This is a genomic window from Pseudomonas sp. S3_B11 (genome assembly GCF_054667715.1).
Genome location: NZ_CP162749.1, coordinates 3,974,979 through 3,998,613, shown reverse-complemented (window position 1 = coordinate 3,998,613; position 23,635 = coordinate 3,974,979). Strand labels below are relative to the sequence as shown.

Annotated in this window: 19 protein-coding genes and 1 pseudogene; 9 read left to right on the top strand and 11 right to left on the bottom strand. The window is 60.5% G+C overall.

Going from position 1 to position 23,635, the window contains the following annotated elements; all coding sequences use genetic code 11:
* Window positions 1-40: 40 nt before the first annotated feature.
* Window positions 41-1,714, top strand: a complete 1,674-nt coding sequence (locus AB4O22_RS17910) for a DEAD/DEAH box helicase (protein WP_003199404.1) — start codon at window positions 41-43, stop codon at window positions 1,712-1,714.
* A 191-nt stretch (window positions 1,715-1,905) separates the two neighbouring features.
* On the opposite strand, the gene AB4O22_RS17905 is transcribed toward AB4O22_RS17910, so the two are convergent.
* On the bottom strand, window positions 1,906-2,673 hold the full coding sequence (locus AB4O22_RS17905; RefSeq protein ID WP_460096874.1) for a DODA-type extradiol aromatic ring-opening family dioxygenase: 768 nt from the start codon (window positions 2,671-2,673) through the stop codon (window positions 1,906-1,908).
* A 104-nt stretch (window positions 2,674-2,777) separates the two neighbouring features.
* Between AB4O22_RS17905 and AB4O22_RS17900 the strand changes: the two genes are divergently transcribed.
* Entirely contained in the window at window positions 2,778-3,431 is a 654-nt protein-coding gene (locus AB4O22_RS17900; RefSeq protein ID WP_223473082.1) for a thiopurine S-methyltransferase, read from the top strand.
* A 323-nt stretch (window positions 3,432-3,754) separates the two neighbouring features.
* Here the strand turns inward: AB4O22_RS17900 and htpX are convergent, their stop codons facing one another.
* Both htpX and AB4O22_RS17890 read right to left on the bottom strand, forming a co-directional pair.
* Window positions 3,755-4,642 (bottom strand): protease HtpX, encoded by an 888-nt coding sequence (htpX, locus tag AB4O22_RS17895; protein ID WP_003199411.1) that lies wholly within the window; start codon window positions 4,640-4,642, stop codon window positions 3,755-3,757.
* 301 nt (window positions 4,643-4,943) lie between these two features.
* Window positions 4,944-6,154 (bottom strand): annotated as a pseudogene (locus AB4O22_RS17890) (pyridoxal phosphate-dependent aminotransferase).
* A gap of 220 nt (window positions 6,155-6,374) precedes the next feature.
* On the opposite strand from AB4O22_RS17890, the gene msrB reads away from it, so the two are divergent.
* From msrB to AB4O22_RS17875, 3 genes are all read left to right on the top strand, one after another.
* Window positions 6,375-6,770: a peptide-methionine (R)-S-oxide reductase MsrB gene (gene msrB / locus AB4O22_RS17885; RefSeq protein WP_003199414.1), complete on the top strand. Its 396-nt coding sequence runs from the start codon at window positions 6,375-6,377 to the stop codon at window positions 6,768-6,770.
* A gap of 185 nt (window positions 6,771-6,955) precedes the next feature.
* The gene (locus tag AB4O22_RS17880) at window positions 6,956-7,441 is read left to right on the top strand and encodes a glutathione peroxidase (protein ID WP_003199416.1); all 486 of its coding nucleotides are present in this window, start codon (window positions 6,956-6,958) and stop codon (window positions 7,439-7,441) included.
* Window positions 7,438-7,899 carry a MarR family winged helix-turn-helix transcriptional regulator gene (locus AB4O22_RS17875; protein ID WP_460096873.1) on the top strand — a complete coding sequence of 154 codons (462 nt, stop codon included), beginning with the start codon at window positions 7,438-7,440 and terminating at the stop codon, window positions 7,897-7,899. Before AB4O22_RS17880 ends, AB4O22_RS17875 begins: the two co-directional genes overlap by 4 nt.
* Here AB4O22_RS17875 and AB4O22_RS17870 read toward each other — a convergent pair.
* The gene (locus AB4O22_RS17870) at window positions 7,883-10,204 is read right to left on the bottom strand and encodes a hybrid sensor histidine kinase/response regulator (protein ID WP_460096871.1); all 2,322 of its coding nucleotides are present in this window, start codon (window positions 10,202-10,204) and stop codon (window positions 7,883-7,885) included. The two genes, AB4O22_RS17875 and AB4O22_RS17870, sit on opposite strands and share 17 nt — an antisense overlap.
* Window positions 10,205-10,367: 163 nt before the next feature.
* On the opposite strand from AB4O22_RS17870, the gene AB4O22_RS17865 reads away from it, so the two are divergent.
* Together AB4O22_RS17865 and AB4O22_RS17860 are read left to right on the top strand one after the other, a co-directional pair.
* Window positions 10,368-11,258 carry an ATP-binding protein gene (locus AB4O22_RS17865; protein ID WP_003199422.1) on the top strand — a complete coding sequence of 297 codons (891 nt, stop codon included), beginning with the start codon at window positions 10,368-10,370 and terminating at the stop codon, window positions 11,256-11,258.
* Window positions 11,255-11,737, top strand: a complete 483-nt coding sequence (locus AB4O22_RS17860; protein ID WP_460096869.1) for a GAF domain-containing protein — start codon at window positions 11,255-11,257, stop codon at window positions 11,735-11,737. Before AB4O22_RS17865 ends, AB4O22_RS17860 begins: the two co-directional genes overlap by 4 nt.
* On the opposite strand, the gene AB4O22_RS17855 is transcribed toward AB4O22_RS17860, so the two are convergent.
* From AB4O22_RS17855 to AB4O22_RS17845, 3 genes are all read right to left on the bottom strand, one after another.
* Window positions 11,738-14,686: an HD domain-containing phosphohydrolase gene (locus tag AB4O22_RS17855; RefSeq protein ID WP_460096868.1), complete on the bottom strand. Its 2,949-nt coding sequence runs from the start codon at window positions 14,684-14,686 to the stop codon at window positions 11,738-11,740.
* Window positions 14,687-14,801: 115 nt separating this feature from the next.
* The gene (locus AB4O22_RS17850) at window positions 14,802-18,422 is read right to left on the bottom strand and encodes a transporter substrate-binding domain-containing protein (protein ID WP_460106023.1); all 3,621 of its coding nucleotides are present in this window, start codon (window positions 18,420-18,422) and stop codon (window positions 14,802-14,804) included.
* 10 nt (window positions 18,423-18,432) lie between these two features.
* Window positions 18,433-19,059 (bottom strand): response regulator transcription factor, encoded by a 627-nt coding sequence (locus AB4O22_RS17845; RefSeq protein ID WP_003199430.1) that lies wholly within the window; start codon window positions 19,057-19,059, stop codon window positions 18,433-18,435.
* Between the two features lie 77 nt (window positions 19,060-19,136).
* On the opposite strand from AB4O22_RS17845, the gene AB4O22_RS17840 reads away from it, so the two are divergent.
* The gene (locus AB4O22_RS17840; protein WP_460096866.1) at window positions 19,137-19,265 is read left to right on the top strand and encodes a hypothetical protein; all 129 of its coding nucleotides are present in this window, start codon (window positions 19,137-19,139) and stop codon (window positions 19,263-19,265) included.
* A gap of 254 nt (window positions 19,266-19,519) precedes the next feature.
* Here AB4O22_RS17840 and AB4O22_RS17835 read toward each other — a convergent pair whose 3' ends face one another.
* The 4 genes from AB4O22_RS17835 to AB4O22_RS17820 form a co-directional block, all read right to left on the bottom strand.
* Entirely contained in the window at window positions 19,520-20,848 is a 1,329-nt protein-coding gene (locus AB4O22_RS17835; RefSeq protein ID WP_223473077.1) for a deoxyguanosinetriphosphate triphosphohydrolase, read from the bottom strand.
* Window positions 20,849-21,045: 197 nt separating this feature from the next.
* On the bottom strand, window positions 21,046-21,381 hold the full coding sequence (locus AB4O22_RS17830) for a hypothetical protein (protein WP_460096864.1): 336 nt from the start codon (window positions 21,379-21,381) through the stop codon (window positions 21,046-21,048).
* Entirely contained in the window at window positions 21,378-21,767 is a 390-nt protein-coding gene (locus AB4O22_RS17825) for a phage holin family protein (RefSeq protein WP_223473076.1), read from the bottom strand. Before AB4O22_RS17825 ends, AB4O22_RS17830 begins: the two co-directional genes overlap by 4 nt.
* A gap of 2 nt (window positions 21,768-21,769) precedes the next feature.
* Window positions 21,770-22,084, bottom strand: coding sequence for an ElaB/YgaM/YqjD family protein (locus AB4O22_RS17820; RefSeq protein WP_003199441.1), 315 nt, complete (start codon window positions 22,082-22,084; stop codon window positions 21,770-21,772).
* Window positions 22,085-22,422: 338 nt separating this feature from the next.
* Here AB4O22_RS17820 and AB4O22_RS17815 point away from each other — a divergent pair, with 338 nt between their 5' ends.
* Window positions 22,423-23,631 (top strand): ammonium transporter, encoded by a 1,209-nt coding sequence (locus tag AB4O22_RS17815; RefSeq protein WP_460096862.1) that lies wholly within the window; start codon window positions 22,423-22,425, stop codon window positions 23,629-23,631.
* Window positions 23,632-23,635: the final 4 nt, after the last annotated feature.

Here is a 23,635-nt window from a genome sequence, read left to right as displayed (position 1 = left end):
TGGAGCATGGGTCTTTGCGGATGCACTTAGAGGCAGACCCATGACCCAGGAAACCGGCGGCTTCGCCGCTTTTAATCTCAACCCGAACATTCTCGCTGCCGTCACTGCGACCGGCTACGAAGAACCTTCGGCGATTCAGCAGCAATCGATCCCGATCATCATGGCCGGCCACGACATGATTGGCCAGGCGCAAACCGGTACGGGTAAAACCGCTGCGTTCGCCCTGCCGATCCTGCATCGCATCGATCCTGCCAAGCGCGAACCGCAAGCCCTGATCCTGGCGCCAACTCGTGAGTTGGCGCTGCAAGTAGCAACCGCTTTCGAAACCTATTCCAAGCAGATGCCTGGCGTTACTGTTGTGGCCGTTTACGGCGGTGCCCCGATGGGCCCACAACTCAAAGCCATCCGTAATGGCGCGCAGATCGTTGTCGCCACTCCGGGTCGTCTGTGCGACCACCTGCGTCGTGACGAAAAAGTCCTGGCCACCGTGAACCACCTGGTTCTCGACGAAGCCGACGAAATGCTCAAGCTGGGTTTCATGGATGACCTGGAAGTCATCTTCAAGGCCCTGCCAGCAACCCGCCAGACTGTATTGTTCTCGGCCACCCTGCCGCAATCGATCCGTGCCATTGCCGAGCGCCACCTGCGCGATCCGCAACACGTGAAGATCCAGACCAAGACCCAGACCGTCACCGCGATCGAACAGGCTCACCTGCTGGTTCACGCTGACCAGAAGACGTCTGCCGTTCTCAGCTTGCTGGAAGTGGAAGACTTCGACGCCCTGATCATGTTCGTGCGCACCAAGCAAGCGACCCTGGACCTGGCCAGCGCCCTGGAAGCCAAAGGCTACAAAGCCGCTGCGCTGAACGGTGACATTGCCCAGAACCAGCGTGAGCGCGTGATCGACTCCCTCAAGGATGGTCGCCTGGACATCGTTGTGGCGACCGACGTTGCTGCCCGTGGCCTGGACGTTCCGCGCATCACCCACGTATTCAACGTGGACATGCCGTACGATCCGGAATCCTACGTTCACCGTATCGGCCGTACTGGCCGTGCCGGTCGCGAAGGCCGTGCGCTGCTGCTGGTCACCCCGCGTGAACGTCGCATGCTGCAAGTGATCGAGCGTGTAACTGGCCAGAAGGTAGCTGAAGTTCGCCTGCCGGACGCCCAGGCCGTTCTCGATGCCCGCATCAAGAAACTGACCAACAGCCTGTCGCCACTGGTGGCTGACGCCGAATCGACCCACGGTGATCTGCTCGATCGCCTGACCGCCGACATCGGTTGCAGCCCACGCGCCCTGGCCGCCGCACTGCTGCGCAAGGCCACCAATGGCCAAGCGCTGAACCTGGCTGCAATCGAGAAGGAACGTCCCCTGGTGCCGAACAACGCACCGCGTGGCGATCGTCCTGAGCGCACCGGTGATCGTCCGGATCGTGGTGATCGCGAGCGTCGTGCGCCGATCCCGCTGGCCGAAGGTCGTGCTCGCTGCCGTACCGCGCTGGGTGCCCGTGACGGCATCGCTGCCAAGAACCTGCTGGGTGCCATCCTCAACGAAGGCGGCCTGGCCCGCGAAGCTATCGGCCGCATCCAGGTGCGTGACAGCTTCAGCCTGGTAGAGCTGCCGGAAGATGGTCTGGAGAAGTTGCTGACCAAGTTGAAAGACACTCGTGTGGCTGGCAAGCAGCTCAAGCTGCGTCGCTATCGCGAAGATTGATCGGCTCTTGGGCTGATTGATCGAACATGAAAAATCCCCGACTGGTTCGGGGATTTTTTTTGCCTGTCGTTTGGTGTTCCTTCAGGTTGATTGGCGTTGTCCCATTCGCGAGCAAGCCCGCTCCCACAAGGTTTTGGGAGCGCCGAAAATCCAATGTGGGAGCGAGCTTGCTCGCGATTGAAGCGACCCGGTCAATCGAACCGATAGATGTCCATTCCCAGCGTCCCCATCGTGAACCCCGCATGGGCAACACTGAACTTGCCCCCTGCACCCCGGGCGAAATACAGCGGCAGCAAGTGCTCATCGCTGGGGTGGCTGCGCACGGCGTTCGGTGCCTGGCGACGGTAATCATGCAACGCGGCCTCGTCGTCGGCCGCCAGCTTCTCAACCATCCAATCGCGAAAGTCCTTGGCCCAGGGCTCGATGCTGTCGGGACCGGCGTTCCAGTCCAGGTCGCGCAGGTTATGGGTGATGCTGCCAGAGCCGATCAGCAAGATGCCCTGCTGGCGCAGGTTCGCCAGGGCCTGGCCGACCTGTGTCTGCAACACCGGTCCCTGGCGGCTAGGCAGGGAAACCTGCACCACCGGGATGTCGGCCTCGGGGTACATCAAGGACAATGGCACCCAGACACCATGGTCAAACGGCCGTTGAGGGTCGAGGCGTGCCGGCAGGTCCGCGGCGTTGAGCATGTCCGCGACTTGCGTCGCCAGTTGAGGATCGCCAGGCGCGGGGTACTGCACCTCATACAGCGCCGGTGGAAAGCCGCCGAAGTCGTGCCAGGTGCGCGGCTGCGGATTGGCGCTGACCAGCAGTTCGTTACTTTCCCAGTGAGCGGACACGATGACGATGGCCTTGGGCTTGGGCAATTGAGTGGCCAGGCGAGCCAATGCCGGACCGCTGTCGCCGGGTTCCAGGGCGAGCATCGGTGAGCCATGGGAGATAAACAGGCTGGGCAGCATGAAGGGACTCCTGAGCGTTAAGATGGGGTCATCTTCCATCAGGTCAATGATCTAAATCTAATATAAGTTTTAACCCATTTTGATCGAATTTTCTGGAGTGAATCATGGAGCCCGAGTTTTGGCACAAGCGCTGGTCATCGAACCAGATTGGTTTTCACTTACCGGAGGTGAACCCCTACCTGCAACGTTTCTGGCCACAATTGGGATTGGCCCAAGGCAGTCGGGTGCTGGTGCCGTTGTGTGGGAAAAGCCTGGATCTGCTGTGGCTTGCCCATCAGGGCTACTCAGTGCTTGGCGTGGAGTTGTCGGAAAAAGCCGCCACGGATTTTTTCCTTGAGCATCAGCTTGAGCCGGTTGTGAGTGAAGAGGGCGCTTTCAGGGTGTTCCGTGCCGGTGATATCGAGATTCGCTGCGGTGATTTCTTTGCCCTGGGCCCGAAGGATGTGGTCGATTGCGTGGGACTGTACGACCGCGCCGCGCTGATCGCTTTGCCCCTGCCGATGCGCGAGCGGTATGCGGCCCATCTGCAGAAGATCTTGCCCAATGGCGTCGGATTGTTGATTACCCTGGATTACAACCAGGATGAAATGCCTGGCCCACCGTTCTCTGTCGGGGATGATGAGGTGCAGCGGCTGCTGGGAGGTGTCTGGCAGTTGGAGGTGTTGCAGGAGCAGGATGTGTTGGGGGAGAGCTGGAAGTTTTTGCAGGCAGGTGTGAAGCGGCTGGATGAGCGTGTTTATCGGCTGTCCAAAGGTTGAAGCGTTGTTTGTGCTGACGCCATCGCTAGCAAGCTTTCACATTTGATCTACTGTGAACGCAAAACCTGTGGTCACCCAAGTTCCCTTGTGGGAGCGAGCTTGCTCGCGAAGGCGGCCTGACAGGTGGCCTGGATTTTGTTGATCGAGTACATATCCGTTACCGCAGTAATGGATATACACACGACCCATCAGGAAAAGGGCGAGTAGATTTTTCCAAAAAAACTCCCCAAAAAAAGACGCTTCCCATTTCTGAAAGAAGCGCCGTTTTCTCTAAGCTGAACCAGCATTACGCATTTCTGCGGGTTTTCTCTTGAGGCTAACGATCAGCCCCGACGACGCAGTGCGTCAATACGCTCTTCCAGCGGCGGATGGCTCATGAACATGCGAGCCAGGCCCTGCTTGATGCCACCGTTGATGCCAAAGGCATTCAGGGTGTCGGGCATGTGCACTGGCAAGCCTTGTTCGGCGCGCAGGCGTTGCAGGGCGCCGATCATGGCGCTGGTGCCGGCCAGGCGTGCACCGGCGTCGTCGGCGCGGAATTCACGCTTGCGCGAGAACCACATGACGATGGCGCTGGCGAGGATGCCCAGTACCAGCTCGGCGAAGATGGTCGCCACGTAGTAGGCGATGCCTTGGCCTTCTTCGTTCTTGAAGATCACCTTGTCGACGAAATTGCCGATGATGCGGGCAAAGAACATCACGAAGGTGTTCACCACGCCCTGGATCAGCGCCAGGGTCACCATGTCGCCGTTGGCGACGTGGCCGATCTCGTGGGCCAGCACGGCCTTGACTTCATCGGGCGAGAAACGCTCGAGCAAGCCCTGGCTGACGGCGACCAGTGCGTCGTTCTTGTTCCAGCCGGTGGCAAAGGCGTTGGCCTCATAGGCCGGGAAGATACCGACTTCCGGCATCTTGATACCGGCTTCGCGGGACAACTGCTCGACGGTTTGCAGCAGCCATTGTTCGTGGCGAGTGCGCGGCTGGCTGATGATCTGGGTGCTGGTGCTCATCTTCGCCATCCACTTGGAGATGAACAGCGAGAACAGGGAACCGGCGAAACCGAACACCGCACAGAAAATCAGCAGCTGATTGAGGTTGAGATCAACCCCGTTGGCCGCCATGAACCCGTTGAAGCCGAAGAGGCTCAGGGTGATGCTGGCAATCAGCACGACCGCCAGGTTAGTGGCCAAGAACAGCAGGATGCGCATCATGGTTGTGAAAATCTCCTCGTGCTAAAGATGTAGCGTTATGCGGGGTATATAAGGTGCCGCCGCAGGCTATTCAACTCGCCGACTATTTCAAACTGTGTCCTACAGCCGTCCTAAATGTTTGAAAGACTTTTCTGAAAGTGACTGGGGAAAAAAATATGGCGCCTGCCCCCCGTGAACGTTGAGCCAGAGTGCCCGTTGGCTGTTCAACCCCTAGTGTAGAAGGCGTTGCGGAGTCGGCAGAACGGATGTGTTGCTGAATCAAACAGCGTGCGAGGCGAGGACTCCCCGCACGCTGTCTGGCTTATTGGCGGTAGGACTTGAGGAAGTTGCCGATCCGGCCAATGGCCTGGTCGAGGTCATCGACCCGCGGCAGGGTCACGACGCGGAAGTGATCCGGCCACGGCCAGTTGAACGCCGTGCCCTGGACCACCAGTAGCTTCTCGGACAGCAGCAGGTCGAGGACGAATTTTTCATCGTTGTGGATCGGGCAGACCTTCGGGTCGATCCGCGGGAAGGCATACAGCGCGCCCATCGGCTTGACACAACTGACGCCGGGAATGTCGTTGAGCAGCTCCCAGGTTCGATTGCGCTGTTCCAGCAGCCGGCCCTGGGGCAGGACCAGGTCGTTGATGCTCTGGTAGCCGCCCAGCGCCGTCTGGATCGCATGCTGGCTCGGCACGTTGGCACACAGGCGCATGTTGGCCAGCATGTCGATGCCTTCGATGTAGCTCTGGGCGTGATGCTTGGGACCGGAAATGACGACCCAGCCTGAGCGGAAACCCGCTACCCGATAGGATTTGGACAGGCCGTTGAAGGTCAGGCACAGCAGGTCCGGTGCCAGGGATGCAGTGCAGATGTGCACGGCGTCGTCGTAGAGGATCTTGTCGTAGATCTCGTCGGAAAACACCACCAGGTTGTGCTGGCGGGCCAGTTCCAGCATGCCCAGCAGCACTTCCTGGAATACACGGCGCCGGTCGGGTTGTTCGGGTTGATGATCACCAGTGCCTTGGTATTGGGCGTGATCTTGGCCTTGATGTCCGCCAGGTCGGGAAACCAGTTGGCCTGTTCGTCGCACAGGTAATGCACCGGGTTGCCACCGGACAGGCTCACGGCAGCGGTCCACAGCGGATAGTCCGGCGCCGGCACCAGCACTTCGTCGCCGTTGTTGAGCAGGGCTTGCATGGACATCACGATCAGCTCGGACACACCGTTACCCAGGTAGATGTCCTCGATGCCGACGCCTTCGACCTGCTTCTGCTGGTAGTACTGCATCACGGCCTTGCGGGCGCTGAACAGGCCCTTGGAGTCGCTGTAGCCCTGGGCGGTCGGCAGGTTGCGGATGACGTCCTGGAGGATTTCATCGGGCGCTTCGAAACCAAAGGGGGCCGGATTACCGATGTTCAGCTTGAGGATGCGATGGCCTTCCTCTTCCAGGCGTTTGGCGTGCTTGAGCACCGGGCCGCGAATGTCGTAGCAGACGTTGGCGAGCTTGTTCGATTTGCTGACCTGCATGGCGATGTGTTCCCGAAAATGAACGATCCAGGCGGCGTATGAACTACCGTACTGGGAATCCTGCGTCTGTGCCCAGGCCTGACGCGGTATAGGCGCCACAATCCGTTTGAATGCGCATGACGTGACTGCCAGACTGGCGTCTGACGAGGCGCAATCATACGTGCCGCCCGATCTGCGGAAAAGCGTCGGATCGGGCTTTTTCAATTGCCGAGGTAGGACGATGGAAAAGTTGGAAAAAACCCTTGAAGAATGGCGCTCCATGCTCGACCCGGAGCAGTACAACGTCTGTCGGCTGAAGGGCACCGAGCGGCCATTCTCCGGTAAATACAACGCCACCAAGACCGACGGCGTGTACCACTGCATCTGCTGCAACGAGCCGTTGTTCGATTCGCAGACCAAATTCGATTCCGGTTGTGGCTGGCCGAGTTTCTACGCGCCGATCGAGGGCAGCGCGGTGGTGGAGGTTCGGGACGTCAGCCACGGCATGATTCGCACCGAGGTGGTCTGCGCCAAATGCGACGCTCACCTGGGCCACGTCTTCCCCGACGGCCCGCCGCCCACGGGTTTGCGGTACTGCATCAACTCGGTGTGCCTGGATCTGGTCCCCCGGGAGTAATTCGGTGGGAGCAAAGCTTGCTCGCGAAACAGGGCCTCTCGATTTCTGAACGACCGTATCGCCTTCATCGCGGGCAAGCCTTGCTCCCACAGTTTGTGGTGTGGGTATTTTTGATAATTAAATTGCATGCAATTTAATTGCTCGCTATCTTCGCCGCCTGTCCTATACGTTTTCGGAGCCTTGCCATGAGCGATAACCTGTTGAGCATCCCGTGCACCACCATCAAGGGTGAGCAAAAGACCCTCGCCGATTTCGCCGGCAAGGCTGTGCTGGTGGTCAACACGGCCAGCCAGTGCGGGTTCACCCCGCAGTACAAGGGGCTTGAGGCGCTGTGGCAGACCTACAAGGACCAGGGCCTGGTGGTGTTGGGCTTTCCCTGCAATCAGTTCGGCAAGCAGGAGCCGGGCAACGAGGGGGCGATTACCGAGTTCTGCGAGCTGAACTTTGGCGTGAGTTTTCCGCTGTTCAAGAAAATCGAGGTCAATGGTGCCAACGCCCATCCCCTGTTCGTCCAGCTTAAGCAGCGGGCGCCCGGCGTGCTGGGGTCCAAAGGCATCAAGTGGAATTTCACCAAGTTCCTGATCGGCAAGGACGGCCAAGTGGTCAAGCGTTTTGCCCCGACCACCAAGCCCCAGGACCTGACCGGTGAGATCGAAGCGCTGCTCAAATGAATGACCTGTCAGTCGATTCGCTGAAGCTCGACAGCCAGTTGTGCTTCAAGCTGTACGCTGCTTCGCGCGCAGTGATCCGTGGCTACAAACCGATGCTCGATCAGCTCGGTCTGACTTATCCGCAGTACCTGGCGATGCTGGTGCTGTGGGAATGGCAGGACGCGGCCCCACCACAGCCGACGGTCAAGGCCCTGGGTGAGCGTTTGCTGCTGGATTCCGGCACGCTGACGCCGCTGCTCAAGCGCCTGGAACAGCTGGACCTGGTCCAGCGCCAGCGTTCGGCCCGGGACGAGCGAGAGGTGCACTTGAGCCTGACGACTGCAGGGCGAGCCTTGCGTGAACAGGTCGCTCCGCTCAAGGCCCGCCTGTTGTGCGACAGCGGTATCGACCTGGACCGCCTCGGAACGTTGCGAGACGGTCTCGATCACCTGTTGGGCCAGATCAAAGCGCTGACGTAGTCGGCACCCACTGGTCCAGCACTGCCGCCAGTTCTTCGCGGCGGAATGGCTTGGACAGGTAATCGTTCATGCCGGCCGCGCGGCAACGCTCGCGTTCCTCGGGCATCGCGTTGGCCGTCAGGGCGACAATCGGCAGATCCGACCAGCGCCCGCTTTGGCGGATCTGCCGGCTGGCTTCGTAACCATCCATCACCGGCATGTTGCAGTCCATCAACACCAGGTCGAACACCCGCTGTTCCAGTTGATCCAGGGCTTCGCCGCCATGGGCCGCGACGGTGACTTCGCAGCCCAGCTTTACCAACATCCCCTTGGCCACCAGTTGGTTGACCGGGTTGTCCTCCACCAGCAGCACCCGTCCACGCCTGGACGGCGCCAGGGCTTCGATCTGTGCGTCATCGATGACGGTCGCCTCGCTTTGCATGGCGCGCCGCAGAATCTGGTATAGCGCATGGCGCGCCAGCGGTCGGGCCTGTTGTATCAGCGGGGCGAGGGCGGCGGCTTCTTCGCTGGGCATGAAGCTGCCATAGGCGGTCACCAGCAGGATCGGTGCGTCAAAGGTTGGCCGCAGGTTGAACAGGCATTCCGGGCAGTCGGTAATCAGTACGTCGGGTGTGAGCCCCAACAACCCGTCATCGATGGAGCGCTGCACATAATCCAGGCCCCATCCCGGCAACAGCATGCCCAGCAATTCGGCCAGGCCGCTGCTGCTGCCGGTGATGGCGACGACGTTGCCGCGCAACGGTTCGACCGGCGTTGCCGGGAGATGGCAGGGCAGGGGCAGGTCGGCACGGAACTGACTGCCAAAGCCGGCTTCGGAACTGATCGTCAACCGGCCCTGCATGGCTTCGCAGAGGTTGTAGGTCAGTGCCAGGCCCAGCCCGGTGCCACCGAACTGACGGGTAATCCCGGCGCCGGCCTGGGTGAACGGTTGCAGGATTCTTGCCTGGGCTTCCTGGGGAATGCCGATACCCGTGTCGCAGACCTCGATGCGCACGCCGCCCTCGTAATGACTCAACTTCACGTCGACCCGGCCGAAGCGCGTGAATTTCAGTGCGTTGGACAGCAGGTTGCTGACGATCTGGCGCACCCGGGTCGGGTCGCCGAGTACTTGCGCCGGGAACTGCGGGTCGATCAGGCAGGCCAGTTCGACACTGGGGGCCGCGTTCTGGGAAAGCAGGTTGGCGGTATCCTCCACCAGGGAGCCGAGGTCGAACGGGATGTGTTCGAGCTCCAGTTGACCGGCGTCGAATTTCGACAGGTCGAGGATGTCGTTGAGCAGTTCGACCAATACCTTGCCCGAGTCATGGGCAATCGATAGCTGTTGCTGTTGTTCGGCCGTCAGGGGGCCGTCCAGGGACAGGGCGATCATTCCCAGCAGGCCGTTCAGCGGTGTGCGTATCTCGTGGCTCATGTTGGCGAGGAACGCAGAGCGGGCCTCGGCCATGTCCAGGGCCGTGCGCCGGGCCACTTCCAGTTCCTCGTTGGACTGGCTGAGGCGGGCGTTGCTGGCCTTGAGTTCGGCGGTGCGTGCCGAGACGATGTTTTCCAGTTGCGCGAGGTATTCGGTGAGGCGATTTTCGGCCGTGCGCCGCTGCTGGATTTCGGTGGAGATATTTTCGAACTGCTGGTTGGCGACGGATACCAGCACGCCAATTTCATCGGACTGGTGGCCGGTGGGGCATTCCAGGCGGCTCTGCTCGTTGCTGCTCGGGTCGCGGCTGCTCAGTTCGCGGATGACCCGCACCAGGGGCTTGGTCAGCATCACGTAGAACAGTGCCAGCAGCAGGCCCGTCAGGATCAGGCTGCGGGCGAAGCCGTTGAGCAAGGTGACCTCGGCACGGCGCAGGAAACGACTGCCGAACGCAAAAGTGTCGACGTCCAGTCGCAGCATGCCCAGGGATTCGCTGGGCAAGTGATCCAGGTAGAGCCGGTCCTCGAACTGACGCTGGGCGCCGAACAGAAAGTCGCTGATGAACCGGTAGCTGCTTTGCAGCTCGGGCCGCTTGACGCTGGCGAGCACCGTATTGTTGTTGTCGATCAGCTCGGCCCCGATGATGGCCGGTGAGCGCAGCAGGCCCATGGACAGCTCTTGGGCGAGCTCGGCGTCGATGTTGTAGGCGATGCGCGAGGCCGGGTTATGGCTGATTTCCAGCAGCGAGAGGATTTCACGGTTGATCGACGCGTCTTCGCTGGCATAATCGATGCCGATCTGCATCAGGCTGAGCAAGGTGCCCAGCACGAAGCCCACCAGGACGGTCAGGCGGGCCTGCTTATAGGAAAGCCGTTGGGTGAATCTGATGTCCATTGAGTGATGAACCACTTACGTTTCCCTTCGCCGGTCAAGCATAGCTGATCATCTCTGAAATCCGGTGCAGCCGGTGTGTATTGTGTGAAGTAGACCCGCCATTGGATACGGCGTTTCGTAGCTCGAGCGCCATCATTACTGTGAACCTGTCCGAGGAGAAGACGTGGACTCGCGATTGAATGCTTTTCTTGAGCGTGCCGATGCCGTGCTGGCCCGGATCGAACCTTTGCTGCCGGCGCCCCGGCCCACCATCGATTGGACCCAGACCCTGGCTGCCCGCTGGCAGCGTGACGGCCGTAGCGGCTACCTGCTGCCGCTGCAGGTCAGCCTCGACATGCGCCTGTCGGACCTGATCGGCGTGGACCGCCAGGTCGAACAACTGGGCCGTAACACCCGGCAGTTCATCGATGGCATGCCCGCCAACCATGCCTTGCTCTGGGGCTCGCGTGGCACCGGCAAATCGTCCCTGGTACGCGCCTTGTTGGCTGAACATGCCCCGCATGGCTTGCGCTTGATCGAGATCGAACGCGATCACCTGGCCGATTTGCCTCGGGTGGTCGAGCAGGTTGCGAAACTGCCCCAGCGCTTCGTGCTGTTCTGCGATGACTTGTCGTTCGAATCCGGTGAAGGCGATTACCGCGTGCTCAAGAGCGTGTTGGATGGATCCCTGGAGCAGGCGCCGGACAACGTGCTGCTGTATGCCACCTCCAACCGTCGTCACCTGGTGCCGGAAAAGGAAAGCGACAACGAGAATTGGAAACGGGTCGACGGCGAACTTCACCCCAGTGAAGCGGTAGAGGACAAGATCGCCTTGTCCGACCGCTTTGGCCTGTGGCTGTCGTTTTATCCGTTTACCCAGGAGCATTTCCTCAACGTAGTGGAGCACTGGATCGGCGAACTGGCGGCCAAGGCCGGGCTGGCCTGGCAGCGCGACGAAGCGCTGGATGTGCTGGCGGTGCGCTGGGCAACCGGTCGCGGCAACCGCAACGGACGTTGCGCCTATCAGTTTGCCCGTTATTGGGTAGGCCTGAAATTGTTGGAGCACAAGGCATGATCGATTTGAAGGACACCGGAGTCGGCCTTGACGGCTACGCGTTGTTATCGGCACAGCTGGAATCCTTGCTGACCGATGAGCGTGACTTCATTGCCAACGCCGCGCAGTTCTCGGCTTTCCTGTCCAGTCAGCTGGATGATCTGAACTGGGCCGGTTTCTACCTCAATCGCAACGAAGAGTTGGTCCTGGGACCGTTCCAGGGCCAGATCGCCTGCGTGCGGATTCCCTTTGGCCGCGGCGTGTGCGGTACGGCGGCCGCGACCCGGCAGACCCAGCGCGTCGAAGACGTCCATGCCTTCGCCGGGCACATCGCCTGCGACAGCGCGTCGAACAGCGAGCTGGTAGTGCCGCTGGTCAAGGGCGGGCGCCTGATCGGGGTGCTCGACCTGGACAGTCCGAAACTGGCGCGTTTTACCGAACATGATCAAGCCGGCATCGAGCAGTTGGCCGCGATATTCCTGCGCCTGACGGATTGCTGATCATACCTTCAACCCTGCCTTGACCAGCAGGCCGTGGGGATCGACTTCATCGATCTGGTGCGGGGCGAGGAACTGGTTGGCGTAGCTCTCGTAGATTTTTTCTTCGATGAACAGCTCGAACAGCTCGGGATCGATATGGGCGTCACGGCACATGGTAGCCATGATGCCCAGGGCCTCGCTCAGTTTCTTCGCTTTCTTGTAGGGGCGGTCGGCTGCCGTCAGCGCTTCGAAAATGTCGGCAATGGCCATCATGCGTGCCGGCAGGCTCATCTCTTCACGTTTGAGGCGCTTGGGATAACCGCTGCCATCCATTTTCTCGTGATGACCGCCAGCGATCTCCGCGACATTGTCCAGGTGACTGGGGAAGGGCAGCTGACTGAGCATCATGATCGTCTGCACCATGTGATGGTTGATGACGTAGCGTTCCTCGCGGGTCAGCGTGCCTCGCGTGATGCTCAGGTTGTAGAGCTCGCCGCGGTTGTATTTCCAGGCCGGTACGTCGAGCTGGAAACCCCACGGGTTGTCCGCCGGGATCAGTTCGGCTTCGTGGTGTTCGAGCAGGTGCTCGGGCTTGTCTGCCAACAGCGGCTCAGTGACCGGTAGCGTCGGCTTGGGGGTGCGATTCTGGCGTCGGTGCTCTTCCCAGGAAACCCCAAGGCGATCGTCGAGGGTCCGGGTCCATGGGCGTTGGGCAATCTGTTGCAAGCGTTGCAGATCGGCCTCGGCCATGGCTTCGCAGCCCAGGTTGCAGCGGGCGACGAAGGTAAAGTCGTCATCCAGGGCCGTCAATGTCGCGTCGCGCTGCTGTGCCAGGGATGACGGCTCGCCGCCGCTTGCCACGGCCTGCCAGTAATCGACCCAGGCGTCGCGCTTGAGCACTTCGAAGCGAGTGCGTATCTCGTGGATCCGGTCGTTCAGGGTTTCCAGCTTGGTGGCCTTGTTGACCACGTATTCGGGGGTGGTGACCTTGCCGCAATCGTGCAGCCAGGCGGCGACGTGCAGGGCTTCCCATTCATCCTCCGTTGGCCGATAGGCGTCGAATGCCGGTGCCTGGCTGGCAGCGGCCGCCTGGGCGAGCATCAGGGTCAGGACCGGCACCCGCTGGCAATGGCCGCCGGTGTAGGGGCTCTTGGCATCAATCGCGCCGGCCAGCAATTGGATGAAGGCATCCAGCAACTGCTTTTGCCTGTCTTGCAGGCGCTGGCCCTCGATGCTCACGGCGGCGGCACCGGACACGGCCTGCAGGAAGGCGATGCGGTCGGGCTGCAGTTTTTCCAGGTCGGCTTCGGTGCCGCTGTCGGTGATCAACAGTACCAGTACGCCGACGGTTTCCTGGTGTCGATTGCGCAGGCGAATACCGATCAGATGGACCCGCGGCGAGTCCAGTGCCTGCAGGACGCTCTGCAGATCGGCCGCCTGTTCGAAGCCCAGGGAGGCCACGAGGTTGTCCGAGGTGGCCAGTTGCTGGAGCCATTGCGGACTGTCGCCAGCCTGTAGCTCATGACTGCGCAGCTTGAAGGCATCGAGGTCCCTGGGTGTTCCATTGATTATCAGCCCATACGGCTTGACCCGATTTTCGTCGTTCTCGCGCAAATAGATCAGGCCGGCCTGGGCCTGGCCGATTTTCACGGTTTCAAATAACACCCGTTCCAGCAACGGGGCGAAGCGGGTTTCGGCGCGCAGGCTGGCGGTGATTTCAAAGAAACTCGCCAGGGTCTCTTTCATGCGCGCCATCGATACGCCCAACTGATCGACTTCCAGCACCGGGGAGCGACGGGACACCGGGTAGTTGAAGTCAAAGCTGCGAATGGCATCGGCCTCCTGCACCAGTTCGCCCAAGGGTTTGACCAGGATCCGGGACGTCAGCCAACCCAGGGGCAGGCACAGCAGCAGGGTGGCGAGGGTGATGAGCGCGCCTTGCCAGCGCATGCGATAGGCATTGTCCAGCAGCTCATCTTCAGGGACCAGCAGCGCCAGTTCCAGGCCCTGGGGCCCACCTTCCTGCATGTGGCTGCGAGAAACGATCCACTGGCGCCCGGCCGCTTCCAGGCGCGTGGTGTCGGTGTTGTCGTCGAGCGCGGCGGCGATAGCCGGACTGAGGTCGCGGGCCTTGGTCAGGCGTGCCGACTGGGCGTCGGCGAGCAGCCGGCTGCTGTCGGGATAACCCACTGCGTTGCCCGTGGGATCGAGCAGGACGACTTCGGTGCCGGTGGTCACCTTATGCTTGGCCAGGGTCTGGGACAGGGCTGCCAGGGTCAGGTCGGCGCCGATGACCGCCTGCTCGCCACTGCGCCGGGCGAGGGTGGTGCCGACGTTATGGGTGGAGAAAAAAACGTAGGGCTCGGTGGTGATCTGTTCGGTGCTGCCGGCGGCGCTGCGAAACCAGCTGCGGCTGCGGGGGTCGTAGGTTTCGTCGGCAATGTCCCGGCGCCCGATGAGCGTCAGCGTCTCGTCGTAGAACAGCGACTGGGAATGAACCGGGCCTTGCTCGGTTGTCCGCTCCACCGTCCAGACCTGGTAGGCCGCGTCGGTCGGTGCCTGCAGGGCGGCTTTCAGGGCCGCGGTACGCAATGGCCGGACCATCAGGAAGTTGCCCTGATGATCGCCCAGGTACAACGACGCCAGGTTCGGGTTGTCCCGCAGTGCCTGACTGAAGGGCACGAGCAGGTCCAGGCGCTGCGCCATCCGGGGCGTGCGCGTCGCTGGATAGTCGGCCAGCAGGCTCAACAGGTGACGGATGGGTTCGTAGGTGTCGTACAGATCCAGGCGCACATCCTGTTCAATACGGTTGAACAGCTTTTCACTGCTGGACAGGATGATTTGCGTGGTTTGCCGGTAATTGAAAATCCCCAGCACCACCCCGGTCAGCAACAGAAGCAGGGTAAACATCACGCTGATATGAACGTGCAGGGGGAACCGGCGTTTTTCCGGACGCGGTGCGCTGGGCATTGCAGTCACTCCAAGTGTCAGGGGGCGTTCTCGATGGGTATTCCCGCGTGCAGGGGAAACCGCTCGAGAACCCCCAGGTACGCACTGCTGAGCGAATAGCATAGTAAACGCTGGATTATTTTGCCTTGGCGATCTCCGTTTCGAGGGCCTGCTCCAGTTCGCTCATGGCGCGGTCGAGGGCGTCGATGCAGTCGCTGATTCGCCCAGGTGCTTGCGGCTGATGACAAGCGCGCTCCAACGCCTCGCACCGCTGGATCAGCGAGGTCGCCTGGACGATGCGGGCGACGCCTTTTATCTTGTGCGCCATTTCGCTCAGCGCTTGCCGGTTTGCGCCGCGGGCGACGTCGAGCAACTCCTGGCGGTCCGAGCGGCTGCTGCTGAGCAATTCAGCCAACAGGCGCCGGTTGGACGAAGGGTCGCCGCCAGTCAACGCCTGCAGGCTTTGTACGCTGAAAACCGCTGGGCGGCCGACGGGTTTGACCGCGTTGATCCATTGGCTCAGGGCGCTCAGGCTGATCGGCTTGAACAGGCAGTCGTCCATCCCAGCGTCCTGGCAGCGCTGTTTTTCCTCCGGTTGGGCATTGGCAGTGAACCCCAGGAGGGTGCAGGGGGGGCGTTGCTGCTCGGATTCAGCGCGACGAACCGACCGGGCCAGTTCATAGCCGCTCATGATGGGCATGTTGCAATCGGCGATGACCAGATCGAAATGGTTCTTTTGCCAGACCTCGAATCCGTGGGCACCATCATGGGCCACCTGATAGTGATGGCCCAGGTATTCCAGTTGCTGCGACATCAGCAGGCGGTTGGCGGGATGATCGTCCACGATCAGGACGTTCAGGGTGGCCAGGGCCGTTTCGACGACTGGCTCAGGTGGGGGGCGAATCGGCGCTGTCGACAGGACGGTCAGTTGCAGGCGTACCTGGACCTGGGTGCCGGTGCCGGGTTGGCTGTTCATGTGCAGGCTGCCACCCATCATCTGGCACAAGTTGCGACTGATCACCAGCCCCAACCCCGCGCCGTTGCGGGCCATCCGGCTGGTGTTATCGACCTGGGCAAAAGGTTCGAACAAACGTTGCAGGTCCGCCGGGCCAATACCGATGCCGCTGTCGTTGACCTCCAGGTGCATCTGCAGAGCGTCGTCCCGGTCGGTTGGCGACAGCCGGACCTTGATCACTACCTGGCCCTGCTCGGTAAATTTGAGGGCATTGCTGATCAGGTTCGACAGCACCTGTTTGAACCGCAACGGGTCCATCAACACGTCAGGGCTGCCCTCGGCAGCGTCGAACTGCAGGGACAGCGCCAGGTTTTTCTGCCGGGCCACGCCCTCGAATACTCGTATGACCGATTGCAGCAGGGCCCTGAGATTGACGCGTTCGGGGGTCAGGCTCAGATGGCCGGATTCGATACGGGCGATGTCCAGGATGTCGCCTATCAGCTCGAGCATGCCGGAGGCCGATTCGTACGCGACTTCGATGGTCGAGCGATCCACGTGGCCTTTGTCGGCGTGTTTCAGGGCCAGTTCAAGCATGCCGATCACCGCGTTCATGGGGGTGCGGATTTCATGGCTCATGGTTGCCAGGAACGTGCTTTTGGCGCGGTTCGCGTCGTCGGCCCGTTGCTTGGACGCGCGCAATTCCTCGAACAACTGGCGCCGCTCACTGATGTCGATCCAGCCGCCGATGATGCCTTGCACTTCGGCGGCGGAGTTTCGGTAGGGGAGGATCCAGTGATAGATCGTCAGTTGCCTGTCCCCGATGTGCAGGGGCCGATCCACGATCAGGGCGGTGCCTTCGGCCATGACGCGTTGGTAGTCCGCCTGGTACTCCTGCGCTTCGAAGGCGTTGCTCATGGAACCTGGCATCAGGTTCTTGCCGATGACGTCTTCGCGTTTGACGTCGAACGTTTGCAGGTAGCTGTCGTTGCAGCTTTGCAGGATGCCGTTGCGATCTCTCACGTAGATGGGGTGAGGGGTGCCGTTGAGCAGCGAATGCATGAATTCGAGCTGATCATTGAGGGCCAGTTCCGCCCGTTGACGCTGCCTGATCTGGCGCTGCATGTAGGCGTTCCACGCCAGGGAAAACAGCAGCAACAGGCCAATGCCCGCGCCGACCTGGAGGAACAGGCGGTTGTAGGTGCGCCAGGTGTGTTCCGAGGGCGAGACGTAACCGCGCCAGCGGTTGTTGATGACGCCAAGTTCGTCGGGGTCGATGCTGGTCAGGGCCTTGTCGAGGATGGCGTTCAACTCTGTGGCGTTTTTTACCGTGGCCAGCGCGAACATGGCCTGTTGGGTGCCCACCGTGCTGCTGATTTGCAACCTGTCGCGCCACGCATAGGAGGAGATGAAGTAGTTGGCCATCACTTGCGAGTTCACGCTGCCGTCGACCTGGCCATGGGCGAGCATTTCCACGGCGCGCAAGGGGCCGTCCGTTTCGATGATTTGAATGTTCGGGTACTGGCTGCGTAGCCATTCAATGACCGGATTGCCTTTGGCGATTGCCAGGCTGGCGTGGCCGAACTGATCGAGTGTCGTGGGCGTGTCGGACTGTTTGCGGGTCAGCAGGACGAACGAACTGTCGACGTAGGGGCGGCTGAACTTCAACTGGAGTTGTCGTTCGCTGCTGGGCAAAAGTGCGGCGATCATGTCGGCTTGATCGTCGAGGACCGCAGCGATCATTTCGCTGTCGTTCTGGCGGCGCTGGATGTCCAGGCGCAGGCCGGTGCGCAGCCGGATCAGTTCCAGCAGGTCGGCACTGATGCCGCGAAAGTCCCCATCCGCATCGAAGAAGGTGAAGGGCGCGGAGGTTTCGTTCACCACCACCCGTACCACCGGATGCCTCGCCAGCCAGCGTTGCTCGCGGTCGGTCAGTTGTATCCTGTGGTCCGTGAGGTACAGGTCGCTGCCTGCACTCCAGCGCTTGGAGATGGCGGCTTGCTCGGCAATGGAGACCTGGTTCAGCGTAGCGTTGATGACTTCCAACAAGCGGGTGTCGTTACGCCGTATGGCGAAACCGAACCCGTGGGATTCATGTTTGCCGAAGCTGGCCATGCGGATATTGCTCAAATAGCCCTTGTTGATCATGTAGTGGGTGGAGAGGGTATCGCCGAGAAATACATCGGCCTGACCGAAGGCGACGGCATTGATGGCGTTCTGGTAGGACGGGTAGGTGGTGATGAGTGCCTTGGGATAGAGTTTTTCAATTTCCCGTAGCGGCAGGTAGTGATAGACCATGCTCAGCCGCAACCCCTCGAGATCGTCAGTCAGGGATCGGCTTTCATTCGTTCGGGTGACGAGAACGGGTTGGTCCACTGCATACGGTGTCGACAGTACAATGTCGGGGTTGCGCGCCTCGAAACCGTTGGCGGTGCCAAGCATATCGATTTGCCCATCCTTGAGTGCGGCCATGGCCGCCTCGCGGGAGTCGAAGCGCAGGACGCTCATGGGCAGGCCAGTGGCCTTGGCGATGATGTCGGCGTAATCGGCCGTCAGGCCTTCGTAGTCGCGTCCGCTGGTGGAGAGATCGAAGGGCGGGTAGTCCGGGGCTGAAGTTCCCAGGACCAGCGCTTGCCGATCCTGTAGCCAGGCGCGGTGAACATCATCCAGCTTGACCTCGGTATGGGCCATGGACGAGTGGCCCAGCAGGGTATATTGCTCGGGCGCATTCGCCGCCGCCGCGAGCATTCCTGTATATAACGCCGCACTGATCAGCAGGAGACATTCGGTTATGCGTCTGAGCATCCTGTTTTTCTCACACCAGCGCGTTGCGCTTCGCCATTTCAATCAGATCGACCAAGGACTTGACCTTGAGCTTCTGCATCAGCCGCTTCTTATAAGTACTGACGGTCTTATTGCTTAGAAACATTCCCTTGGCTATTTCCTTGTTGGTACGGCCCTGGGCAAAAAGTTGCAGCACCATCAGTTCTCGATCATTGACACTTTTGAAAAGGTCCAGCTCGATACTGCGTGGATCATCCGGGCGTACCGGATTCAGCGCCTGGCTGGGAAAATAGTTATAGCCGGACAATACTGCTTTGATTGCGCTGACAAGTTCGCTGAGGTCTTCCTGTTTACAAACGTAACCAGAGGCACCCGACTGCATGCATCGAATGCCGAAAAGTGTCGGCGACTGGGCCGTGAGCACCAGCGTCTTGAGTGGAGTGGTCATGGCGTTGAAGCGCGAGAGGATTTCCAGCCCGTCGAGTTTGGGGATGCTGATGTCCAGGATAACCAGGTCTGGCATGCATTCGCGCACCATTTGCATCGCATCGACGCCGTTGTCAGTTTCACCTACGACCTTATAGCCTTCATGCTCCAGAAGCATGCGAACAGCGAGGCGGATGACCGGATGATCGTCGACAATGAAAACGGAGTTCATGAATAAATTACCCTGCGAACTTGAATAAAGCGCGCACCTTAGCCCACTTGCAACCAGGGTCGTACGAAGAGACGGGCATGCAACTTCAATTTCAGAAGTTTCCTACAAAAAAAGAGGCAACGTATTACGATGTAATCGGTTTTTTAGTAGGCGGGTGGCAACAGGAGGGGGAAGAGTTGGCTGTGTGTGAAGGGGTATTTCTTTGATAGTGTTGTTTGTGCAAACAAAAGAAGCGTTTTAATCGAGATTTTTTGTAAACCATATAGTTATTTATCTACTTCAAACTCCTTGTGGCGCAGCGCTACAAAATTCACATTCACCGCCAATCCCTGTGGGAGCGAGCTTGCTCGCGATGACGGTGGCACATCCTGCATTGATGTGCACAGATCCACTTCCATCGCGAGCAAGCTCGCTCCCACAGGTTTTGTACCAGGTGCAGCACACCGTCGATCCACGCCTTTTATTGGCGCGTGCGGCCGGTCATCTCCTGGGCCATTTCGCTGGCGTAGCTGTCAGTCATCCCGGCGATGAAATCGATCATTCGCAGGAAAGCGCTATGCAAAGGGCCATTGGGGTCCGGCGCGTTGTTCCCCAGCAGGTCGAGAATGCGGCGATTCTTGAACGAAGGCGTGCGGCCCCCGTGCTGTTCAAGGGCCGCTCCGCAAAATCCGTTGAGCAGGATTTCCAGCGTGGTGTAGGCGCCGATTTCGTGCAGGGTCTTGCGCTTGTCCTGGAAAATTTTCCGGCGCGCCATGTCCTTGGCATTCAACACGCAGCGTTTTGCCGGGCCGTGCATATGCTCCACCAGATCCCCCGGCAACGTGCCGGCAAGCAATGCTTGCTGCTGTTCGACAAAAGCCCGGGCGGCGGCGTTGGTCAGGTGTTCGATGGCCTTGCCCCGCAGGATCGCCAGTTTGCGTCGCCGCGAGTCCAACGGCCCCAGCTGCCGGTAGGTGTCCGGAAGATCGTCGCCCACCAGGTCCAGGAGCAGCGATTCCACCTGGGGGTATTCCAGGAGATCCATCTCCACGCCGTCTTCCAGGTCGATCAGCGCGTAGCAGATGTCATCGGCGGCTTCCATCAGGTACACCAAGGGATGCCGTGCCCAGCGTTGATCCTCGATCTGTGGCAAGCCGAGCTTGTGGGCAATCTGCTCCAACAGCGGTAATTCGCTCTGGTAGCAACCGAACTTGTGCTTCTTGTAGCCCAGCGAGTCCGCGTGGCGGGCAGTCCAGGGGTATTTCAAATAGGTGCCGAGGGTGGCATAGGTCAGCCGCGTTCCGCCGTCGAACTGATGGTATTCAAGTTGAGTGAGGACGCGGAATCCTTGGGCGTTGCCTTCGAAGTTGAGGAAGTCGTTGCGCTCGGCTTCGCTCATTGCATCGAGCCACCCACGGCCGGCGGCCTGCTGGAACCAATAGCGGATAGCATCCTCGCCGGAGTGACCGAACGGCGGGTTGCCAATGTCGTGGGCCAGGCAGGCCGATTGCACCACCATGCCCAGGTCGCTTGGCTCGCACCAGTCAGGCAGGGCATTGCGGATGGTTTCTCCCACGCGCATGCCCAGGGAACGCCCGACGCAGCTGACTTCGAGGGAATGGGTCAGGCGCGTATGGATGTGGTCGTTGCTGGAGACCGGATGCACTTGTGTCTTGCGTCCGAGGCGGCGGAAGGCGCCGGAAAAGATGATGCGATCGTGGTCCTTGTGGAAAGGACTGCGGCCCAGCTCTTGCGGACTGTGCAGCGGTTTTCCGAGGCGTTCGCGAGTCAGCAGGGTGTGCCAATCCAAGGCCGGTTGCTCCGTTTGATGATGTCGGTGTCCTAGCTTCCCGGTTCGTGGGCTGCCCTGCAAGGCCTATGGGCGTGCACAGACCGGATACATAACCCTGTGGCGAGGGAGCTTGCTCCCGCTTGAGTGCGAAGCACTCACGGAAATAGGCCTGCTTCAGTCCAGCGGGAGCAAGCTCCTCGCCACGGATGTCGTCCTCAGGGCTTGCGCAAGTCCTTGGCCAGCTTGACCAACGGCAGCAATGTCGTTGCCAGGCGGATCAGGCCAGTCAAGCCACCGCCACCGCCATTGCGGGTCCGTTTGCCGGTGATGAAACCGAGCAGGGACACCGCCGCCACGCCCCACAGTGGCGCGTGCTTGATGCCGAAGCCTTCGTGCCAGCTTTGCGTCAAGCCGCGTGCCCGTTGCAAGGGCAGCAGCAACTGGCGCGTTTCCTGGCGGATTTCCTGGCGATGCATTTCCATGCGCAAACGCACCAGCGCCTTGCGCATTTCCTGTCGTGTCCGGGCTTGAGGAATATCAGGCAGGCTCATGGCAACAGGCGCTCCCGGTCATTGGCCAGTTCTTCGAGGGTGGCATGGAAAGGAGAGGACTCGTCATAGATCGCTGCCTTGAGCCGAAGCCCGCAGAACAGCGCCGCCAGCAGATAAAACAGGCACAGGCCGATAATGCCGGCCAGACGATAGGTGTCCCATACCAGGATCAGTACCAGCGCCGAAAGCCCGACCAACAGCAGCAGGCCGAACACCAGCGCAAGGCCGGCGAACAGCAGGAGGCTGACGGTGCGTGCCTTCTGTTCCTGCAACTCCATGCCGAACAATTCGACGTGGCTATGCAGCAAGCCAAGGAACGCCGCACCCAGGCGGCGTGCTGTAGGTTTTGTGCCCGCTTCGGACGAGCCGGATTCGTCGATACCCATCATCAGCGCCGTGTCGCCAGCAGACCAATCAGAAAGCCAACGCCTGCCGCAATGCCCACGGATTGCCAAGGGTTGGCCTGTACGTATTCCTCGGTGGCGACCACCGCAGCCTGGCCGCGTTCGCGCATGGAGTCTTCCGTGAGCTTGAGCGTTTCGCGGGCGCGCAGGAGGGTTTCGTGAATCTGGCTGCGCAGTGCATCGGCTTGATCGCCTGCCAGCGTCGCGGTGTGATCGAGCAACCGTTCCGTGTCGCTGACCAGCGTCTGGAAATCTTCCATCAGGGTTTCTTGAGCAGTCTTTGCCTGGGTTCTGGCCATCAGTGAATCTCCGTAAGTGACGTCTGAAACGTTCGAGTATGAGCCTTGCTGGAAGGTTCAGTACAAGTGACTGGTACAACTTTTGCTCAGGCTTTTGCCATGTACTGGTGCATCAGCCTGCGCCAGTGCGCTGAAGCTGGGCGAAAGCCCGAAAACCTTAACCCAAATAATCAAAACCCGCGAAGCACCTCCAAGCGGGATTTCGTTTTGACCATTCTTGCGCACCAAAGCGGTTCACCGGCCTGCGTCTGGCCAATGGGTCGTTTCAACTTGGTGCGTTCGCAAGGCAAGCGAACCGGTTTGGTGCTTTTTTCAACTTTTTCAGGTCTGCCAATACCATGGAAAATATGCAAAGTGCCGTGGACGGTCTGGTCCACAGCTCCAACACGCTGTTCATCATGCTTGGCGCAGTCATGGTCCTGGCCATGCATGCCGGCTTTGCGTTTCTTGAAGTGGGAACGGTCCGGCAAAAGAACCAGGTCAATGCGCTGTCGAAAATCCTCAGCGATTTCGCGGTCTCGACCCTGGCCTATTTCTTTATAGGCTATTGGATTGCCTACGGTGTGACCTTCCTGCAACCGGCGGCGGTGCTCAGCACCGATCATGGCTATAGCCTGGTGAAGTTCTTCTTCCTGCTGACCTTTGCCGCCGCGATCCCGGCCATCATTTCCGGCGGTATTGCCGAGCGTGCCCGGTTCGTACCGCAGTTGTGCGCCACGGTGCTGATCGTGGCGTTTGTCTATCCGTTTTTCGAAGGCATGGTCTGGAACGGCAATTTTGGCTTGCAGGCCTGGCTGCAAGCCCGGTTCGGCGCCAGCTTCCATGACTTCGCCGGCTCCGTGGTGGTGCATGCCATGGGCGGCTGGCTGGCCTTGGCTGCCGTGCTCTTGCTCGGCCCGCGTAACGGCCGCTACCGGGATGGCCGCCTGGTGGCGTTTGCGCCTTCGAGCATTCCATTCCTGGCCCTGGGTTCGTGGATCCTGATTGTCGGCTGGTTCGGTTTCAACGTGATGAGTGCCCAGACCTTGCCCGGGGTGAGCGGGCTGGTGGCAGTCAATTCGTTGATGGCCATGGTGGGCGGTACCGTGGCGGCATTGATTGTCGGACGCAATGACCCGGGCTTCCTGCACAACGGCCCGCTGGCCGGTTTGGTGGCGGTCTGCGCCGGTTCCGACCTGATGCACCCGGTCGGTGCGCTGGTCACGGGGGCCATTGCCGGTGCCTTGTTTGTCTGGTGCTTCACCGCGGCCCAGGGCAAGTGGAAGATCGACGATGTGCTCGGCGTCTGGCCGCTGCATGGGCTGTGCGGGGTCTGGGGCGGCATCGCTTGTGGCGTCTTTGGCCAGAGCGCCCTGGGCGGCCTGGGTGGGGTCAGCCTGGTCAGCCAATTGATCGGCACGGCGCTGGGAATTGTCGTCGCTCTGGCCGGCGGGTTTGCGGTCTATGGCGTGATCAAGGCCGTGCTGGGGCTGCGCCTGACCCAGGAAGAAGAGTATTACGGCGCCGACCTGTCGATTCACAAGATCGGCGCGGTCAGCCAGGACTGAGCGT

Excerpts from the sequence above, each read along its gene's own strand:
- AB4O22_RS17900 (WP_223473082.1), top strand. The coding sequence starts at position 2,778 with ATGGAGCCCGAGTTTTGGCACAAGCGCTGGTCATCGAACCAGATTGGT.
- AB4O22_RS17875 (WP_460096873.1), top strand. The coding sequence starts at position 7,438 with ATGAATGACCTGTCAGTCGATTCGCTGAAGCTCGACAGCCAGTTGTGC.
- AB4O22_RS17910 (WP_003199404.1), top strand. The coding sequence starts at position 41 with ATGACCCAGGAAACCGGCGGCTTCGCCGCTTTTAATCTCAACCCGAAC.
- AB4O22_RS17870 (WP_460096871.1), bottom strand. The coding sequence starts at position 10,204 with ATGGACATCAGATTCACCCAACGGCTTTCCTATAAGCAGGCCCGCCTG.
- AB4O22_RS17855 (WP_460096868.1), bottom strand. The coding sequence starts at position 14,686 with ATGCCCAGCGCACCGCGTCCGGAAAAACGCCGGTTCCCCCTGCACGTT.
- AB4O22_RS17815 (WP_460096862.1), top strand. The coding sequence starts at position 22,423 with ATGGAAAATATGCAAAGTGCCGTGGACGGTCTGGTCCACAGCTCCAAC.
- AB4O22_RS17840 (WP_460096866.1), top strand. The coding sequence starts at position 19,137 with ATGCAACTTCAATTTCAGAAGTTTCCTACAAAAAAAGAGGCAACGTAT.
- AB4O22_RS17905 (WP_460096874.1), bottom strand. The coding sequence starts at position 2,673 with ATGCTGCCCAGCCTGTTTATCTCCCATGGCTCACCGATGCTCGCCCTG.
- AB4O22_RS17830 (WP_460096864.1), bottom strand. The coding sequence starts at position 21,381 with ATGAGCCTGCCTGATATTCCTCAAGCCCGGACACGACAGGAAATGCGC.
- AB4O22_RS17860 (WP_460096869.1), top strand. The coding sequence starts at position 11,255 with ATGATCGATTTGAAGGACACCGGAGTCGGCCTTGACGGCTACGCGTTG.
- msrB (WP_003199414.1), top strand. The coding sequence starts at position 6,375 with ATGGAAAAGTTGGAAAAAACCCTTGAAGAATGGCGCTCCATGCTCGAC.
- AB4O22_RS17845 (WP_003199430.1), bottom strand. The coding sequence starts at position 19,059 with ATGAACTCCGTTTTCATTGTCGACGATCATCCGGTCATCCGCCTCGCT.
- AB4O22_RS17825 (WP_223473076.1), bottom strand. The coding sequence starts at position 21,767 with ATGGGTATCGACGAATCCGGCTCGTCCGAAGCGGGCACAAAACCTACA.
- htpX (WP_003199411.1), bottom strand. The coding sequence starts at position 4,642 with ATGATGCGCATCCTGCTGTTCTTGGCCACTAACCTGGCGGTCGTGCTG.
- AB4O22_RS17850 (WP_460106023.1), bottom strand. The coding sequence starts at position 18,422 with ATGCTCAGACGCATAACCGAATGTCTCCTGCTGATCAGTGCGGCGTTA.
- AB4O22_RS17820 (WP_003199441.1), bottom strand. The coding sequence starts at position 22,084 with ATGGCCAGAACCCAGGCAAAGACTGCTCAAGAAACCCTGATGGAAGAT.
- AB4O22_RS17880 (WP_003199416.1), top strand. The coding sequence starts at position 6,956 with ATGAGCGATAACCTGTTGAGCATCCCGTGCACCACCATCAAGGGTGAG.